At 31.3% G+C, this 16,918-nt stretch carries 12 protein-coding genes and 1 pseudogene; 6 read left to right on the top strand and 7 right to left on the bottom strand.

The window, feature by feature from the left end; translation table 11 throughout:
* Positions 1–438: 438 nt before the first annotated feature.
* The 4 genes from GMC_RS0114430 to GMC_RS0114415 all read left to right on the top strand — a co-directional run bounded on the left by GMC_RS0114430 (position 439) and on the right by GMC_RS0114415 (position 6,723).
* Positions 439–1,572 (top strand): DegT/DnrJ/EryC1/StrS family aminotransferase, encoded by a 1,134-nt coding sequence (locus GMC_RS0114430; RefSeq protein WP_010522817.1) that lies wholly within the window; start codon positions 439–441, stop codon positions 1,570–1,572.
* Positions 1,569–3,506, top strand: coding sequence for a polysaccharide biosynthesis protein (locus GMC_RS0114425; RefSeq protein WP_010522816.1), 1,938 nt, complete (start codon positions 1,569–1,571; stop codon positions 3,504–3,506). The genes GMC_RS0114430 and GMC_RS0114425 overlap by 4 nt, the downstream gene beginning before the upstream one ends.
* A 78-nt stretch (positions 3,507–3,584) precedes the next feature.
* Positions 3,585–4,376, top strand: a complete 792-nt coding sequence (locus GMC_RS0114420; RefSeq protein ID WP_029489812.1) for a polysaccharide biosynthesis/export family protein — start codon at positions 3,585–3,587, stop codon at positions 4,374–4,376.
* A gap of 19 nt (positions 4,377–4,395) precedes the next feature.
* Positions 4,396–6,723: a GumC family protein gene (locus GMC_RS0114415; RefSeq protein ID WP_010522814.1), complete on the top strand. Its 2,328-nt coding sequence runs from the start codon at positions 4,396–4,398 to the stop codon at positions 6,721–6,723.
* Between the two features lie 278 nt (positions 6,724–7,001).
* On the opposite strand, the gene GMC_RS0114410 is transcribed toward GMC_RS0114415, so the two are convergent.
* Positions 7,002–7,187, bottom strand: coding sequence for a hypothetical protein (locus GMC_RS0114410; RefSeq protein WP_010522813.1), 186 nt, complete (start codon positions 7,185–7,187; stop codon positions 7,002–7,004).
* A 438-nt stretch (positions 7,188–7,625) separates the two neighbouring features.
* On the opposite strand from GMC_RS0114410, the gene GMC_RS0114405 reads away from it, so the two are divergent.
* Positions 7,626–9,158 carry a bifunctional ADP-dependent NAD(P)H-hydrate dehydratase/NAD(P)H-hydrate epimerase gene (locus GMC_RS0114405; protein ID WP_010522812.1) on the top strand — a complete coding sequence of 511 codons (1,533 nt, stop codon included), beginning with the start codon at positions 7,626–7,628 and terminating at the stop codon, positions 9,156–9,158.
* A gap of 60 nt (positions 9,159–9,218) precedes the next feature.
* On the opposite strand, the gene GMC_RS0114400 is transcribed toward GMC_RS0114405, so the two are convergent.
* The 5 genes and pseudogenes from GMC_RS0114400 to GMC_RS0114380 form a co-directional block, all read right to left on the bottom strand.
* Complete coding sequence (locus tag GMC_RS0114400; protein WP_138940650.1) at positions 9,219–9,653, bottom strand: hypothetical protein; 435 nt, start codon at positions 9,651–9,653, stop codon at positions 9,219–9,221.
* A 131-nt stretch (positions 9,654–9,784) separates the two neighbouring features.
* Positions 9,785–10,667, bottom strand: a pseudogene (locus tag GMC_RS20040) (SDR family oxidoreductase).
* A gap of 52 nt (positions 10,668–10,719) precedes the next feature.
* Positions 10,720–11,313 carry a hypothetical protein gene (locus tag GMC_RS0114390; protein ID WP_010522810.1) on the bottom strand — a complete coding sequence of 198 codons (594 nt, stop codon included), beginning with the start codon at positions 11,311–11,313 and terminating at the stop codon, positions 10,720–10,722.
* Positions 11,306–12,622 (bottom strand): methylmalonyl-CoA mutase family protein, encoded by a 1,317-nt coding sequence (locus tag GMC_RS0114385; RefSeq protein ID WP_010522809.1) that lies wholly within the window; start codon positions 12,620–12,622, stop codon positions 11,306–11,308. Before GMC_RS0114385 ends, GMC_RS0114390 begins: the two co-directional genes overlap by 8 nt.
* Complete coding sequence (locus GMC_RS0114380) at positions 12,609–12,938, bottom strand: FtsB family cell division protein (RefSeq protein WP_010522808.1); 330 nt, start codon at positions 12,936–12,938, stop codon at positions 12,609–12,611. Before GMC_RS0114380 ends, GMC_RS0114385 begins: the two co-directional genes overlap by 14 nt.
* Before the next feature lie 320 nt (positions 12,939–13,258).
* On the opposite strand from GMC_RS0114380, the gene GMC_RS0114375 reads away from it, so the two are divergent.
* Entirely contained in the window at positions 13,259–15,835 is a 2,577-nt protein-coding gene (locus tag GMC_RS0114375) for a M1 family metallopeptidase (RefSeq protein WP_010522807.1), read from the top strand.
* An 86-nt stretch (positions 15,836–15,921) separates the two neighbouring features.
* On the opposite strand, the gene GMC_RS0114370 is transcribed toward GMC_RS0114375, so the two are convergent.
* Complete coding sequence (locus GMC_RS0114370) at positions 15,922–16,851, bottom strand: LysR family transcriptional regulator (protein WP_010522806.1); 930 nt, start codon at positions 16,849–16,851, stop codon at positions 15,922–15,924.
* Between the last annotated feature and the right edge of the window lie 67 nt (positions 16,852–16,918).

The raw sequence follows: 16,918 nt of genomic DNA, 5'->3' as shown, positions 1-16,918 counted from the left end.
TTTTTTGTAAAAATATAATAAGCTGATTATCAATAAATTAATATTTTAGGCAATTTCACATTGTTGTGTTTTTAATAATATATAATCTTTTTTTTTAAACATCCTTTAATTATTTAACATTTTTTGTATTTTTTTAGGCTAAATTGTTAAATTTTGGTTGTTTGGCGAATTTTTAATGTAGTCTAACTAAAAAGTTAAATTTTAAGCATGTAGATCGGAATAATAAATTACATTTGTTACTGAAAATTAAGTTTTATATTGTTGAACCAACTTGTAATATTATACTTATGCTTATTAATTTTTATACTCAGTTGTTTTTTAAATAAACATAATTTGATTACATACTTATTAGCAAAATCCCTTACCCTCTTATAGTTTTACTTTATAATCAAAAAAATACAATATATGTCGTTATTTGATTAAAAAAATTATGCGTCTATGAATGAAGTTACATGTAAAAAAATTTGGTTATCATCGCCTCATATGGGTGGAGCAGAACAAGTATTTGTCGATGAAGCTTTTGAAACTAATTGGGTTGCACCGCTAGGTCCTAATGTTAATGGTTTTGAATCAGATTTACAAAGTTATTTGAATGATGGTAATTATGTGGCAGCATTAAATTCTGGAACGTCAGCGTTACACTTAGGTTTAAAATTACTTGGCGTAAGTAAAGGAGATGAAGTATTGTGTCAAAGTTTAACCTTTGCAGCTTCGGCCAATCCAATAATTTATTTAGGAGCCTCACCAATTTTTATAGATAGCGAAAGCGAAACTTGGAATATTTGTCCAATTCAATTAGAAAAGGCTATTAAAGATAGGATAGCAAAAGGAAAAAAACCAAAGGCTATCGTTACAGTACATTTATATGGCATGCCTTATAATGTTGATGAAGTACACCGAGTGGCTCAAAACTACGAAATACCTATACTAGAGGATAGCGCTGAAGCTTTAGGAAGTTCTTATAAAGGTTTCAAATGCGGAACTTTTGGTGAAATGGCGATTTTGTCATTTAATGGTAACAAAATTATTACTACTTCTGGAGGTGGAGCACTGATAACTAATTCAAAAGTATTAAAAGACAAAGCGATTTTTTATGCAACACAAGCAAAAGATAATGCTCCACATTATCAACACTCGGAAATAGGATACAATTACAGAATGAGCAACATAGTTGCTGGAATAGGTCGTGGCCAAATGCAAGTATTGGATAGTCACGTTAGTAAAAGGAGGGCTAATTATGCTTTTTATGAAAATCAATTAACTGATTATTCGGAAATTGAATTTTTAAAAGAACCTAAAGGAAGTTTTTCTAACCGTTGGTTGACTTGCATATTAACAGATGCGTTTGAAACTAGAGAAAAGATAAGGTTGGCGCTAGCTGAAGAAAATATAGAATCAAGACCATTATGGAAACCCATGCATAGTCAACCTGTTTTTAAAAATTCAATTGCCTATACAAACGGTGTTTCAGAATCACTTTTTGAAAGAGGTTTGTGTTTGCCTAGTGGTTCTAATCTTGAAACTGCAGATTTAGAGAGAGTTGTATCAATAATTAAAAATGTATTGAAATGATAAAAAATTACCTAATTAAAAATTTGGATAAACATGCTTCCCAATGGCTTGTTTTATCTGTCGATATTCTTATTGTAGTTATTAATTTTTTCTTGGCATATGTTATTAGGTTCGGGATTACATTTCAAAACATCGAATTTAATATAGCTTATCAGTTACCAGTTATTATTACTTTTTCTGCACTTAGTTTTTTATGGATCGGATCGTACAAAGGAATAATAAGAAAAGCAGGCTTGCAAGATGTATATAACTTATTCCTTTCCGTAAGTGTTTTATTGGCTATGTGCAGCATTTTGGTTTTGGCAAGCAGATTAGCAATCATTCCAGCATCATTCAATATTCCAATTTCTATTATTGATATGCACTATTTGCTAAATATTATCACGCTTATTACAAGTAGAATAGTGTTTAAATATTGTTACCATTATGTAAAATATAAATTGGGACAGTCTTCAAGGGTAATGATATACGGGGCAGGGCATTCAGGTGAAATAACGTTATCTACAGTAACAAATGATACTGAAAAATTTATAACTGTTGTTGGTTTTATTGATGATAGTGCTAATAAAATTGGAAAAACAATCAATGGAATTAAAGTTTATGCCAATAAATCAATTGATCAAAAATTTATCGATAAAAATGAAATTGATGAAGTAATTGTTTCTATTCCTCATATTGATAAAAAAGGGCTAAGAAAAATATCAGATTCGTTAATTGATCTAGGGGTTAAAGTAAAAATTGTTCCTGCATATTCTGATTGGCATGATGGGGAATTTGAAGTTTCTCAAATTAAACAAATTCAAATTGAAGACTTGTTGGAAAGGCCTGCTATTGATATAGGGAACAAAAGCGTTGTAAATGAAATCAAAGATAAAGTTATTTTAATAACTGGTGCAGCAGGATCTATAGGTAGTGAAATAGTAAGGCAGTTGACAAAATTTGAGTACAAACATTTGGTTTTAGTAGATCAGGCTGAATCGGCTTTATATGATGTGCAACAGGAATTACTTAGTAAAAATATAGGTGGTTTTACGGCAATTGTAGCTGATATTAGGGAAGCACAGCGTATGGAACTTATTTTCAAAGAGTATAAACCAAGTATGGTTTTTCATGCAGCAGCGTATAAACACGTACCATTAATGGAGCGATATCCAACGGAGGCTGTTAAAATAAATGTTTTAGGGACAAGAAAACTTGCAGATTTATCTTCTAAATATGAGGTAGATAAGTTTGTGTTTGTATCTACCGATAAGGCAGTTAATCCTACTAATGTAATGGGGGCAACTAAAAGAGTTGCTGAAATTTATATTAAATGTCTTCAAAAAAAGAGTGCAACCAAATTTATAACCACCCGATTTGGTAATGTGCTAGGGTCAAATGGATCCGTTATTCCGCTATTTAAAAAACAAATAGAAAAAGGAGGGCCTATTACGGTTACCCATCAAGATGTTACCCGTTATTTTATGACTATACCCGAAGCTTCGCAATTAGTAATTGAGGCAGGTACAATGGGTAAAGGAGGAGAAATATTTATTTTTGACATGGGACAATCGGTCAAAATTTTTGATCTTGCTAAAAAAATGATTAGCCTTTCAGGACTTCATTATCCTGAGGATATCGATATTAAAATCACAGGTTTGCGACCAGGCGAAAAGTTATACGAGGAATTATTGTCTAATACAGAAAATACCTTGCCAACCTATCACAAAAAAATAATGATCAGTAAAAGTGATGAAAATGAGTCGTTAGATATTGTAAAAGACAAAATTGATGACTTATGTATTATGGATTTATTTAATCAGGATAATTTGATAGTAGGTAAAATAAAGGAAATTGTACCAGAATTTATTTCCAATAACTCTAGTTTTGAAAGTATTGATAAAAAGAATAAGGTCAAAACAAAATTAAAAATGAAGCAAAGTATTTCACTTTAATTTTAAGATTTAGCATAAAGCTTCGTAAATAATTTTATTTTTGATATAATAAAATGTTAACGCTACTTCAGTTTTTTTATGAGACCATCAAATTTACTTTACAGTTTCTTATTTTTTCTAGTAATATTTTCATGCAAAGTGCCTGAAGATGTGGCTTATTTTCAAAATACAGCCAATAAAGAAGAAGTGTCATCAGTTGATTCATTTGAACCTGTGTTTAAAATTGACGACATTATTAATATTTCAGTATCTGCAGCTGATATGGATACAGCACGACCTTTTAATTTATCGCAAGGTTTTTCATCTTCAAGTGAAGAAGGGGCAAATTCATCATCTGGTAATTCACAGTCTCCTTCATATTTGATAGACTATGAAGGAAATATTGAGTTTCCCGTATTAGGCAAACTTAAAGTGGTTGATTTGACTCGTATTCAGGTAAAAAAAATGATTCGAGAAAAGTTAAAATCTTACATTAATGATCCTATCGTTACCGTACGTTTAAATAACTTTAAAATTACAGTATTAGGTGAAGTTCGAAATCCAGGTGCTTTTTCTGTACCAAATGAAAGAATTACAATTATTGAAGCTTTAGGTTTGGCTGGAGATTTAACCATTAAAGGAAAAAGGACAAACATAACGGTAATACGTGAGAACGGCGTAAAGAAAATATTTCATAAAATAGACCTTACGTCAAAAGAAATATTTAGCTCTCCAGGATACTATTTAACTCAAAATGATGTAATTTACGTGGAACCTAATGAGTCAAAATTAAGAGAATCAGAAAATAATGCTACCAAATTAGGGGTATTATTCAGTTCTGTTGGAGTCTTAATTTCGGTATTGACATTTTTAATAACGGTTCGACGTTAATCATTTGTATATTTGATATATGGCATTAGAAAGGACAGCATCTATTTCTTCAAAAAAAATAATTCCAAAAAAAATAGATATTAGGGAAGAGGTGTCTAAATACCTTAAAAAATGGTACTTATTTTTACTGAGTATTTTATTTTTTGGTACGCTAGCTTATTTATATATCCGATATACCGTTCCACTGTATAATGTATCAGCTACAATTTCTATTTCGCAAGAAGATAATATTAGTGATTCGGCATTAGGCGCATTTCAGGATTTGGGCGTTATGAATCAAGTTAAGGATGAAATTAGTAGCGAAATCCAAATTATTCGGTCTAAAACATTAATTAATAATGTTGTCAAAAAACTAAAATTAAATATTCAATACTTTTCAAAGGGTAGAATTTTGGAAACTGAGAATTATCCAAAATCTGTTGTTGAAATAAATTTTTTATCGGCTGATTCCATTGTAGAAACCAAATCAGCAGTTTTTAATGTATTGGTAAATTCGGAAACTTCTTTTTCTTTTTTAGATGACAAAGATGTAGTATTGTCAACGCATTCATTTGGAAAAAAAATTACAACAGATGCAGGTAATATTATTTTAACACCTGATTTAAATGGCATAAAGTCAGGCTTGGGTCAAAAAATTAAAATAAAAATTAATCCAGTAAAAAATGTTGTCGAAGGATATCGTAAAAGATTAGCTGTTTTTGAAGTTTCTAAAGGGACTTCGGTGGTTAAAATAGCGTTAAACGATGCTAGTAAGGAAAAAGCAAAAGATTTTATTAATACTCTTTTGGACGAGCATCGAACAGCTACAATATTGCACAAAAAAGAAATCTCGGATAAGACCTCGAGTTTTATAAAAGAAAGAATAGGCCTTATAAATAAAGATTTAACTAGTGTTGATGATGAAGCTGCAGGTTATAAATCCAAATTCGGCTTAACCAATGATTTGGGTGCTCAAACACAACGAGTGGCTGAATTTGACTCGCAAAGTGTTCAGGAAATTGAAAGAAACAAAACGCAACTACGTCTTATTGAATCCATGAGTAGTTTTATTCAAAGTCAAGAAGGTATGTTTAATCCAATACCATCTAACCTTGGGTTTGATGATGCTTCAATCGCCAATACTGTTTCTAGGTACAACGGGCTTATTTTACAACGAAAAAGATTATTAAAAACATCAAGTGTTCAAAATCCGGTAGTTGTTAATGTTGACGAGCAAATAAGTGGTTTAAGACAAGTTTTAACTGGAGGATTAAACAGTCTTAAAAGAGCTATTAATATTAAATTAAGTAGTTTGCAAACACAAGAAAAGTACTTTAGCGGAAAGCTATATGTGGCTCCTACACGTCAAAAAGATTTAAGGGTAATTGAGAGAGAGCAAACAATAAAGGAACAATTATATTTGTACTTATTACAGAAAAGGGAAGAAGCTGAAATTACAAGTCATATAACCGTACCAAATTCAAGAATTATTGACAGAGCTTCTTCTGTAGGTTCTTTACCAGTGTCGCCAAACAAAAAAGCAATATTTGCGGGATCAATTTTTGTTGGTTTTTTGCTTCCTTTTATGTTTTTGTATTTGAAGGATTTATTAAATACAAAAGTGAGATCTAAGGAGGATCTGGAAGCAATGCTTCCAATCCCTATGCTTGGTTCGATACCTGAAAATAAGAAAAAGAATAAAATTATAATTGATGAAAAAAGTAGAACTCCCATATCTGAAGCTTTCAGAATATTAAGAACAAACCTTGATTTTGTAATGGCAGGTGTTGAAAAGAAATCGGGGAAAGTTATTTTTGTGACTTCAAGTATTTCTGGTGAGGGAAAAACTTTTATTTCATCGAATTTGGCCAAAACGCTCGCCATTTATGGGAGTAAAGTAGCTTATGTCGGGTCAGATTTTAGGTATCCGAAGTTTCATGTTTTTTTAGATTTACCAAAAGGAAAAAAGACTAAAGGATTTACAAATTTTATAATGACTCCTGATTTAAAACCTCAAGACATTATTTATAAAGAAAAGTCTGAAAACCCTTTGCATATCATTCCTTCTGGTGATATACCTCCAAATCCTTCAGGATTGCTTGTGCAGCCAAGGGTGAAAGAAATGTTTGATTATTTGGGAAAAAATTATGATTACATTATTGTTGATACTGCACCCGCCACTTTGGTAACCGATACGTTGTTGATAAGCAAACAAGCAGATTTGACAATTTATGTGGTGAGAGAGCATTATACAGATAAAAGAATTTTGAGTTATCCAGAAACATATTACGAGCAAAATCGCTTAAAAAATATGGCCATACTTTTAAACGGTGCTAAGTTAAGTATTGAAAATAATTATGGTTATTAATTTTCGGTTACATTTTTTAAAGTAGGTGCTGTTTAGTTTACTTACCATAGAAAACTCTTTTAATAGGATGATTGTACTATTTTTGCTTGGCTTATTTTAATTCGCTAAAGTCGCTTAGTGGAAATACAGGTATCCTAAAAGCAAGCGTCTTTTTTCTGCTGAACGCCTAGTGGGCTATTGAAGAGTTTGTTTGTCAAATTAAAAAGCCATTACACGGGGAAGGTGCAATGGCTCAAATTGTTGGGGGCCAATATAATTTAATTGTATGTTTGCGTTTACTATTTGTCCTGTTTTTGTAAAACTAATGTTGTCACCTCTGGAGTATCTTCAAATTCTACCACTTTTGACATTTTTTGATCATCATTAGTGATTGTCACGTCATCCGTTTTAAAAATGATGATCATTTGTACTATTACAGTAAATAGAAAAACAGATAATAACTTTATGGGGGTTCCTTTTTTCATAAGTACGTTGATTTATTTCTACAATATAAAAATAAGTAATATTATTCTTATCACCAAAAAATATTGCATTTAATCTATTTTTTTAAGCATTTTATCCATAATTAAAATCTATGCTTTGATTGATGTAATAACTTGAAATTTATTATAAATGTAATTTTATAAATAGATTACTGTGTTATAAGTTGAATTTTAAATAATTAATTAAAAAAATTTATTATTTTACAATTATTTTATATTTAATTTTTAATTTTTGACTTATAATTAAAAAGAAAAAACTTACACTCTATTAATTTGTACATGAGTTTTGTATTTCAGATACCTGATTTATAGTTATTTATTTGTTTTATTGATGTTTATGTGTAGTTAGTGTCGATTAAAAGCTATAAACAGTGTAAATTAAATGAGCGGTAGGGGTAATTCATGCTTATATTTACAATTATGAAATTACTAGGTTTATCACATATAAAAGAAGCTGATCGTTTAACTTTAATAAATCAAAACATCAGTTATTTAGATTTAATGGAGCGAGCGGGAATTGCTGTTTTTGAAACCATACATAATCGCTTACAAGGAGCTCAAGTTCCCATTCATATTTTTTGTGGATTGGGCAATAACGGAGGAGACGGGCTTGTTGTAGCTCGTTATTTAGTGACACATGGGTATAATGTAACTACCTATATTGTTAATTTTAGTAAAAATAGAAGCGAAGCTTTCTTAGTAAATTACGACCGCTTAAAAGAAGTAGATGAAGAATGGCCAGTTCAATTAAAAAATGATGATAACTTACCAGCTATTGCTGCAAATGAAATGGTCATTGATGCTATGTTTGGTATAGGACTTAACAGATCTATGTTGCCATGGGTAAAAAAGTTGATAATACATATAAATGCTTCAAAGGCGTTTGTTTTATCAATTGATGTGCCTTCTGGTTTATATGCCGAAAAATCTCCCGACGATAAAGAATCGGTTATTTATGCAAATGTGTGCTTAACATTTCAGGCACCGAAATTAGTGTTCTTTTTACCAGAAACTGCAAAATACGCTCAAGACGTAGATGTAATCGAAATTGGTCTTGACACCCAGTATCTAAATGACGTAGAAACGCAAATGAGTCTTATTCTAAAAAATGACTTGTTGGGATTTTACAACCCTCGAGGTAAGTTTAGTCATAAAGGTACTTATGGTCATGCATTATTAATAGGTGGAAGCAAAGGTAAAATCGGAAGCATGTTATTAGCATCAAAAGCATGCTTACGAGTAGGCGCAGGATTAGCTTCGGCTTTAATTCCTGAATGTGGTTACTTTACCTTACAGGTTGGTGTACCAGAAGTTATGGTTATTACTAATAAGAACACAGATTATTTGGAAGATTTTCAATTTGAAATGAAACCCAGTGTTATTTGTATTGGTATGGGACTAGGGCTACACCCTGATACTATTAATACTTTTGCTGAATTTATTAAAAGAAATCGAAATCAATTAGTTATTGATGCGGATGGTTTAAATATACTTGCTGCAAATCAGGAGTTACTTAAGTTTATTCCTGAAAAATCAGTGCTGACACCACATGTTAAAGAGCTTACGCGTCTTGTGGGTAGTTGGAAAGATGACTTTGATAAAATTGAAAAGGTGAAGGCTTTTTCAAAAAAATACGATTCCATTGTGGTTATTAAAGGAGCAAATTCTATAACGGTTTATCACGAAGAAATTTTTGTCAATACTTCGGGCAACCCTGGGATGGCAACAGCAGGTTCAGGAGATGTACTGGCCGGAATGATTGCAGGGTTAATCAGTCAAGGGTATAACGCTTTGCAAGCGACAATATTTGGGGTGTATTTGCACGGTAGTGCTGGTGATTGCGGAGTTGAAGGTTTTGGGTACCAAGCATTGTTAGCTTCCGATATTGTTGAAAATATTGGTAAGGCATACTTGGAGCTTTTTAAGCAGCCAGAAGAACAAGCAAACGCTTAAAAATAAGAAACCCCAATTGTTACCAATACAAATGGGGTTTTATTTAGTTAAGAAGTTAAATTAGTTTTTCTTCTTTTTCTTCTTTTTCTTCTTTTTAGGTTTTCCTAATGTTACACCATCAATTGGAGTAATTTCATCAACTAAATGTTTAAAAACATTTTCAGGATCTGCCCACATTGATAATGTATACGTATAGTTCGATTTTTTTGTAAGCTGAGCAGCTCCTTCCCAAATCCATAAACTTAAATCAATAGTTTTTGTTCCTGCACCTTCAACTTTATAAACTCCATTACCAATAACCTTGCCATCTTTTTTAATTCCTAAATAAATGGTACCTGGTTTGCTAGCAGTATACTTAATTTTAAATCCAGGAATACTTTGAGCTTTTGGGATGTACATTTTTGGAGGGGTAGCAAATTCTACACTTTGCGCAAAAGCTACGGCAGAAAATAATAACGCAATGGTTAAAGTTAAAAATTTGAATTTTTTTTTCATAATTAATTCTTTTTGAGGGTTAAGGTTGCAATAATACATTTTTTTCAATAAAAAAATGAAACTTATAATATCATTTTGCAATTATTGAGCCAAATTTTTTATGTAAATATAATTTGAGATTTTTAGTAAAACTAATTTCTTTTTTTTGATCGTATAGCGGCTTCCAGTTGATCCCATAGCTCTTTAGGTATTTGCTCCAACAAATTCATTTGTCCTGCTCCTTTAAGCCATTCACCTCCATCCAATAGTAATTACTTCGCCATTCATGTAAGCGGAAAAATCGGAGACTAAGTAAGCTGCTAAGTTGGCAAGTTCTTGATGATCGCCTACTCTTTTTAAAGGAACTTTTTTTGCTAAATCAAATTTATCTCTAATATCTTCAGGGAGTAATCTATCCCAAGCTCCTTTAGTAGGAAATGGTCCTGGAGCAATAGCATTAAAGCGCATTCCGTATTTAGCCCATTCCACGGCTAAGGACCTAGTCATTGCTAAAACACCTGCTTTAGCTGTAGCACTTGGTACTACGTAAGCTGAGCCAGTCCAAGCATAGGTGGTTACTATATTAAGTATACTAGTATTTTTTTGTTTAGTATCAATCCAGTGTTTTCCGAAGGTAAGAGTGCAATTTTTGGTGCCTTTTAGTACAATATCAATAATAGTATCAAACGCATTTGCAGAAAGGCGTTCGGTGGGTGATATAAAATTACCTGCCGCGTTGTTAAGTAAAACATCTACCTTTCCAAAAGTTTCAATAGCTTTTTGGTGCATAGCCTCAACTTCTTCAATATTTCGTACATCACAAGCCAATGCAAGGCATTTACTTCCAGTTTTTTCTTCTAATTCTACCTTAACTTGCTCTAATTTTTCTAGATTACGAGATGTTATAACTACATTGGCCCCAAGTTCCATGAAGTAGGTAGTCATGGATTTTCCTAGCCCACTACCACCGCCAGTTACTACTATAGTTTTTCCTTTTAAAGCGTCGTCACGCAACATTTTAGCGGTATAATTCATGTTTGTATTTTTGATGAATTTACAATATAAAACCTTAGAACCACAATTTATTTCACGAAATAGAAATTTTAGGACAAATTTCAGAAATTAATGAAGCTGTATCTCTTTCAATCGTATGACTTCCTGATAAACAATCGATAGGTGTAGAACTTAATAAATTACGTATTTTTTTAAAACGATTTAACATAATGGGATCTACTATAATAAAATCAATTTGAGCCATGTTGGCTAGGTAATAAATGGATGCTACGGATGGGATGTTTTCTGCAAAAGCAATAAAATTGAATTTTAAATAGCTAGGATTGTCAAACAAATCATGGCAAATATAAGCTAACAAAAAGCGAAGTACTCGCGTATAAATAGTTGTATTTGTTGCTGTTGTTATGGGTATTCTTAAATTGACCTTGCTTGCTTGATCTAAGGTTTGTATGTTGGTCTTAATTTGTTTAAAAAGAATAACTAAATTATTTATTGAAAACTCAGCTAACTCAAAATGTATCGTTTGTGATGTTGTTAACGCTACTTTTAAAGTCGTAACAAATTGATGTGTTTTGTATCCGCGAGTAAAAGGAGGGAACCCAGCGGCTTGTTGCTGGTCTTGGTTTTGTAGTTCTTGAGCAATGTAGTTTACTGAAATACTATTCATTGGAATATAAATTGTCCCAAATGGGTTTTTCTTGTGGAGCAGTCAAACGCTTTTTTACTATTGGTTGCCACAGTTTTTTTTTAGTACTATTTTTTTTAAAAGGGTAATTTATAGGATTTTTAATCGTTTCTGGGCGCGGTACAGTAAATTTTTTATTGAAAGCTAATTGCTCTGCACTTTCCTTTTCTTTAATTTTTTTATGTAGCAATCCTTTTTGCAATTGATGGGTAAAACCTCCGCCTTTTTGAATAGTATTCATTAATGTTTGAGTTTTGTCAATAAGTTGTTGCGTCAACTTTTCAATAAAAAAAGCATCGGTTATGTTTTCAGTTTTATTTATGCTATTTGTTTTACGTATTAATTGATTGTGATTTTTAATAATGCAGGAAAAGTCTTCTTCAAAAAAATAATAGTCTTTAGGCACGCTATTGATATGATTCACACCAGAAAATCTACCTATTTCTTGTTCAATACTACTAATTTCACTGTTAATATCTTGATCAAATAAATGAATATTACGATAGCTTTTTTGCTGAATTAATACGCATTTTATAGATAAATTGTGATTGCTAAAATAACTTTCGGTTAAAACCCTTAGAGCTTTCAATTTGGCAATTTCCAAATAAAAATCCACGCCGGTAGAAACTATAAAGTTTACGGTTTTACACGTTGTTAAGTCAATGTGTTCATTATATTGAGTCAATTGTGTTAGGCTATAAGCTAGTTGTTGTACTGGTGATGCTCCAGCATCATGAAACAAGCTTTGATTTATTAATAGGCTATTAGGAGAGTCATTTAACAGCTTATTTAGTTGATCAAAATCATGTTTAAAGTTTCGGTACCAATTGCCAGTTTGTGTTATTTTACCAATGGGGTCAAATAGTATGGTAACATTTTTAAATTTTTTTTGAATTTCAGCACAAAACTCAACGTTCAAAAAAAGAGGATAAATAAAAATTGGAATCGTAATGTTTTGTAATAATTGAACAACGTCAATTTTTTTGTCATATACTGTAAAAAATACACTTGTAAACCCTAAAGAGATGCCTTTAAGTGCTTCCTTATTGGAAATGGTTTCACCAATTACGGCTATTTGTAAACAAGCATTTGTTTTTTTAGGAAAATGAACAACACTTTTCTTTTTAATAGCTTCCTGCGTATAAAATGGCAATTGCGGAATATTGTCGGTATTAACAGTCACTAAGGTTTTTTGATAGTCCTCCCCCTGTAATTCATATTGGATTTTTTGTTTCCACTGCTTAGCAGTTACAGAAGCAAATTTTTCAAAATTGAGCTTATTGATTTTCATCGATACTATTTTTATCGTATTCAATGATGTAAATATCTTCATTTTCTTTTTTCATGAAGTATTTTTCTCGTGCATAATTTTCTAAACCGCTGCTATCCTTTAAAATTTTAATTAACTTTTCATCTTTTGTAATTTCTGTTTGGTAGTATTTTTTATTTTCTTCAAGTACATTCAACTCTTTATCTAAAGTCCTATGAATTAACCATGAGTTGGTATCAAAAAAAAGCATCCATACAGTAAAAAACAAAGCAATAAATAAGTATTTATTACTTATAAATTTAAAGTATCTTTTAGTGAAAAACTGTTTTAATTTCAAGGCTTTGTTTCTATTTAATAGCGGTAAAGTTATAGTAATTCAACCATAATTTCCGTGGATTAAACTGTTATTTTACTAACAAACTGTTTCCAAAATTAAGAATTTTCTACAATAAGGAAATTTTGCGTTTCGCAGTTTCAGTAGCAAAAAATAAAGAAATGGTCAAAAAATTACTATTTAATAAGCAAGAGCTACTTGCAAAATAATGGAAGTGTTCAAGTGATACAGTTAAAAACACTTCACTTAATAGCTTAGTTAAATCATTATAAATACTAAGTGTAGACTAGTTTTAAATAATTATCTTTCAAAAAAATTATACTATGAAATTTGCTATCTGTGTATTTTTGTGTCTTTTTTATAAGTTATCGGTAGCGCAAACTTCAAAAACAAATAGATTACTGAAAAATAGTATTGGTGTTCCTTTAGAAATGGCTAATTATCGGACTAAACAGCTCAAAGACGTTCAATACCATTTAACATTTGATATACCTGAAAAAAAAGATAGTCCAATTCAATCAAAAGTTTTGATATATGCTACTCTTTTAGATTTATCAAATCCTTTATATCTTGATTTCAAAGCAGCTGAAAACGCTATTAAAAAAGTAATAGTCAACAAAAATAACGTACCAATAAATTTTGAGAAAGAGCATGTTATTATTAATCATAATGACTTAGTATTAGGCGATAATACTATTGAAATTGATTTTGTTGCTGGGGATTTATCATTAAACAGAAATGAAGAGTACTTATACACTTTATTAGTGCCCGATAGAGCGCGAACATTATTCCCTTGTTTTGATCAACCCAATATTAAAGCATCTTATTTTTTAAACCTTACTGCACCAAAAGCATGGCAGGTTTTGGCAGGATCTTCAATTGAAGAAAAACATATTGAGGGTAATGATAAAATTTCTTACAAATTTAAAAAATCTGATAATATGAGTACTTATCTTTTTTCATTTGTAGCAGGAAAATTTAAAACAACAAATGCCGAAGGATTAGTACAACCTATGAAAATGCTACATAGAGAAACAAATAATGAAAAGCTACTGGCAAGCGAGGAGTCAATTTTTAAATTACATCAGTCTTCGCTTGATTTTTTAGAAACGTATACGCAGTATAAATTTCCATTTCAAAAATTAGATTTTGCCGTTATTCCGGGTTTTCAGTACCGCGGCATGGAACATGTAGGGGCAATTCAATACAGAGCTTCAAGTCTTTTTTTAGATGATAGTGCAACCAGAAATCAAGAATTATTCAGAGCCAAATTAATTGCCCATGAAACGGCGCATATGTGGTTTGGAAATTTGGTAACCATGCAGTGGTTTAATGATGTTTGGTTAAAGGAAGTATTTGCAAATTTTATGGCTGATAAAATTGTAAACCCAGTATTTACAGATATTAACCATGATTTACAATTTTTAACCTCGCATTATCCCAGGGCATATGCAGTAGACCGAACTAAGGGAACGAATCCCATTCGTCAACAATTAAAAAATCTAAACAATGCAGGTTCCCTTTACGGAAGTATTATTTATCACAAAGCACCAATAATGATGCGTCAGTTGGAGTTGGCATTGGGTGAAAATTTGTTTAAGGAAGGGTTGCAGGAGTACATAAACAAATTTGCAAATTCCAGTGCCGAATGGAATGATTTGATACGTATTTTGGATAAAAAGATACCGCTTGATTTAAAAAAATGGAGTAATGTTTGGGTAAATTCTTCGGGCAGACCCATTTTTAACGGTGAAATTGCTTATTCAGACAAAAACACAATCAAATCATTTCGTATAAATCAACAAGCCGAAGATGGATCAGATCACATATGGCCTCAAATTTTTGAAATCAGTTTGGTGTATCCCAACAAAATTCAAAAATTTACGATAAATAGTTCGTCGGCATCAGTCGATATTCAAAAGCTAAAAGGATTACCAAAACCAAACTATATTATTTATAACAGTAATGGTTTTGGTTACGGTGTATTCCCCACCAACGCCACAGCAATAAATCAAATTGCTCAAATTAAGTCAGAGGTTTCTCGTGCTCATGAGTATTTAAATAACTTTGAGCTTGTTTTTAATGGAAGTATTCCAAAAGAAACAGTATTTGAAAGCTTAAAGAAAGGACTGATCCTAGAGTCAAATGAGCTCATTTTAAGAATAATCAGTAAGCAAATTACTGAAATGTTTTGGTATCATTTTACAGCAGCTGATCGTTTAAAAAATCAAGATGCATTAGAGGCTCTCTTACTTGATAGATTAAAAGGCAAATCTTCAAAAAATATAAAGAAAATACTTTTTAAAACGTATCAAGACATAGCATATTCAGAAAGCGGGGTAACAGAATTGTATAAAATTTGGAGTCAACAAGTTTCTATTAATGCTTTAGTGTTAAATCAAGATGATTACACAAAATTAGCATCATTATTGGCTTTATATAGTCACCCAAAAACAGCAGAAATTTTGGCAACTACTCAATTAAAACAATCGAATCTAGATAAAAAAGAGCGATTTAATTTTATGCTTCCAGCATTATCCAACAATTCTGATGTAAGAGCCTCCTTTTTTAATGCGTTACAAAATGCAAGTAATAGAGAAAAAGAAAGTTGGGTGGAAACAGCATGTGCTTACATCCATCATCCATTACGGCAGGGTGAAGCTATTAAGTATGTAAATTTAAGTTTAACGTTATTGGAAGAAATTCAAAAAACAGGGGATATATTTTTTCCAAAAGGTTGGTTAAATGCCACTATTGGTAAATACAATTCGCAAGAAGCTTATGAAATGGTGGAGCATTATTTGACTGATCATCCTGATTTGGATAGCAATCTAAAGCAAAAGCTACTGCAGGCAACGGACTTAATGTACAGAAAACAAAAAGAAAAAATAACGGACTAAGTTTTTAGTTTGCTTTCTATTGAAAAAAACTTAACGAGTTAGTAACACTTAAGAGCAACTTTTCTAAAATTGCCGCGTAACATCAATTATTTAGTAAAATCATCAATCCATGAAAAATATTTCTCTCGAATAGATTCTTTCTCCAGACTGATATAATCAATAAATGCTTTAGCAATAGGCGTTAAAGTTTTGTCTTTCCTCCATACAATATTCCATTCCGTTTCAATAGGTAATCCAGAATAGGGTAATATGGATATTTCATTATTAATAACGGCATTTTTAATACCTATCAATGGCATTATCGAGTATCCCATACCCGCAATTACAGCTTGTTTAAGGGCTTCATTGGAAGTTAATTCAATTTTTTTTACCGAGGGTAAATTCTTTTTCTCAATAAAAGCTTCCATTGCATTTCGTGTGGCAGATCCCTTTTCTCGATATAACAGGGGAGCATCATTAAAAATAAGTGCCTTTTTTCCGGTGCGTTTTTTTTCTCTTTCAGTACCACCTACTAAAAATAATGAGTTTTTTATTAATGGAATACTATTTAAACCTAAATGTTCAGGCAATACTGATACAAGAGCAAAATCAACTTCGTTTTTTTCCAAATGGTACACAACATTTTGTTTGTTAGTAACATCCATGGAAAAGTCAATAGCAGGATGATCATCCAAAAAAGAAGATAAATAATAGGGCATAACGTATTTTCCAGTGGATACTACCGATAATCTTAGTCTTCCCGCTAGTTTTCCTTGAAATGCTTGCGTTTTGTGATTAATAGTATCTACTTCAATTAGTATACGTCTGGCAGTTTCTGCGATTTCCATTCCAAAGTCAGTCACGTAAAGCTTTTTACTAACAATTTCAGTTAAAGGAATCGGAAATTGATCTTGAAAGTTTTTTAATTGTATCGACACTGCAGGTTGCGTTAAAAATAAAGCTTCAGCTGCTCGAGTAATGCTTTTCTTTTCAACAATTTCAATAAAAACGCGTAGTTGGTGTAACGTATAATTCATAAAATATGCTTATGATTCGTATTTTGATAATAAATATAGGCGAATAAAAATTACTGTATTTATTAAA

This window comes from Aquimarina agarivorans, assembly GCF_000218485.1.
Classification (GTDB): Bacteria; Bacteroidota; Bacteroidia; order Flavobacteriales; family Flavobacteriaceae; genus Aquimarina; species Aquimarina agarivorans.
This window is presented reverse-complemented; position numbering and strand designations above follow the sequence as displayed.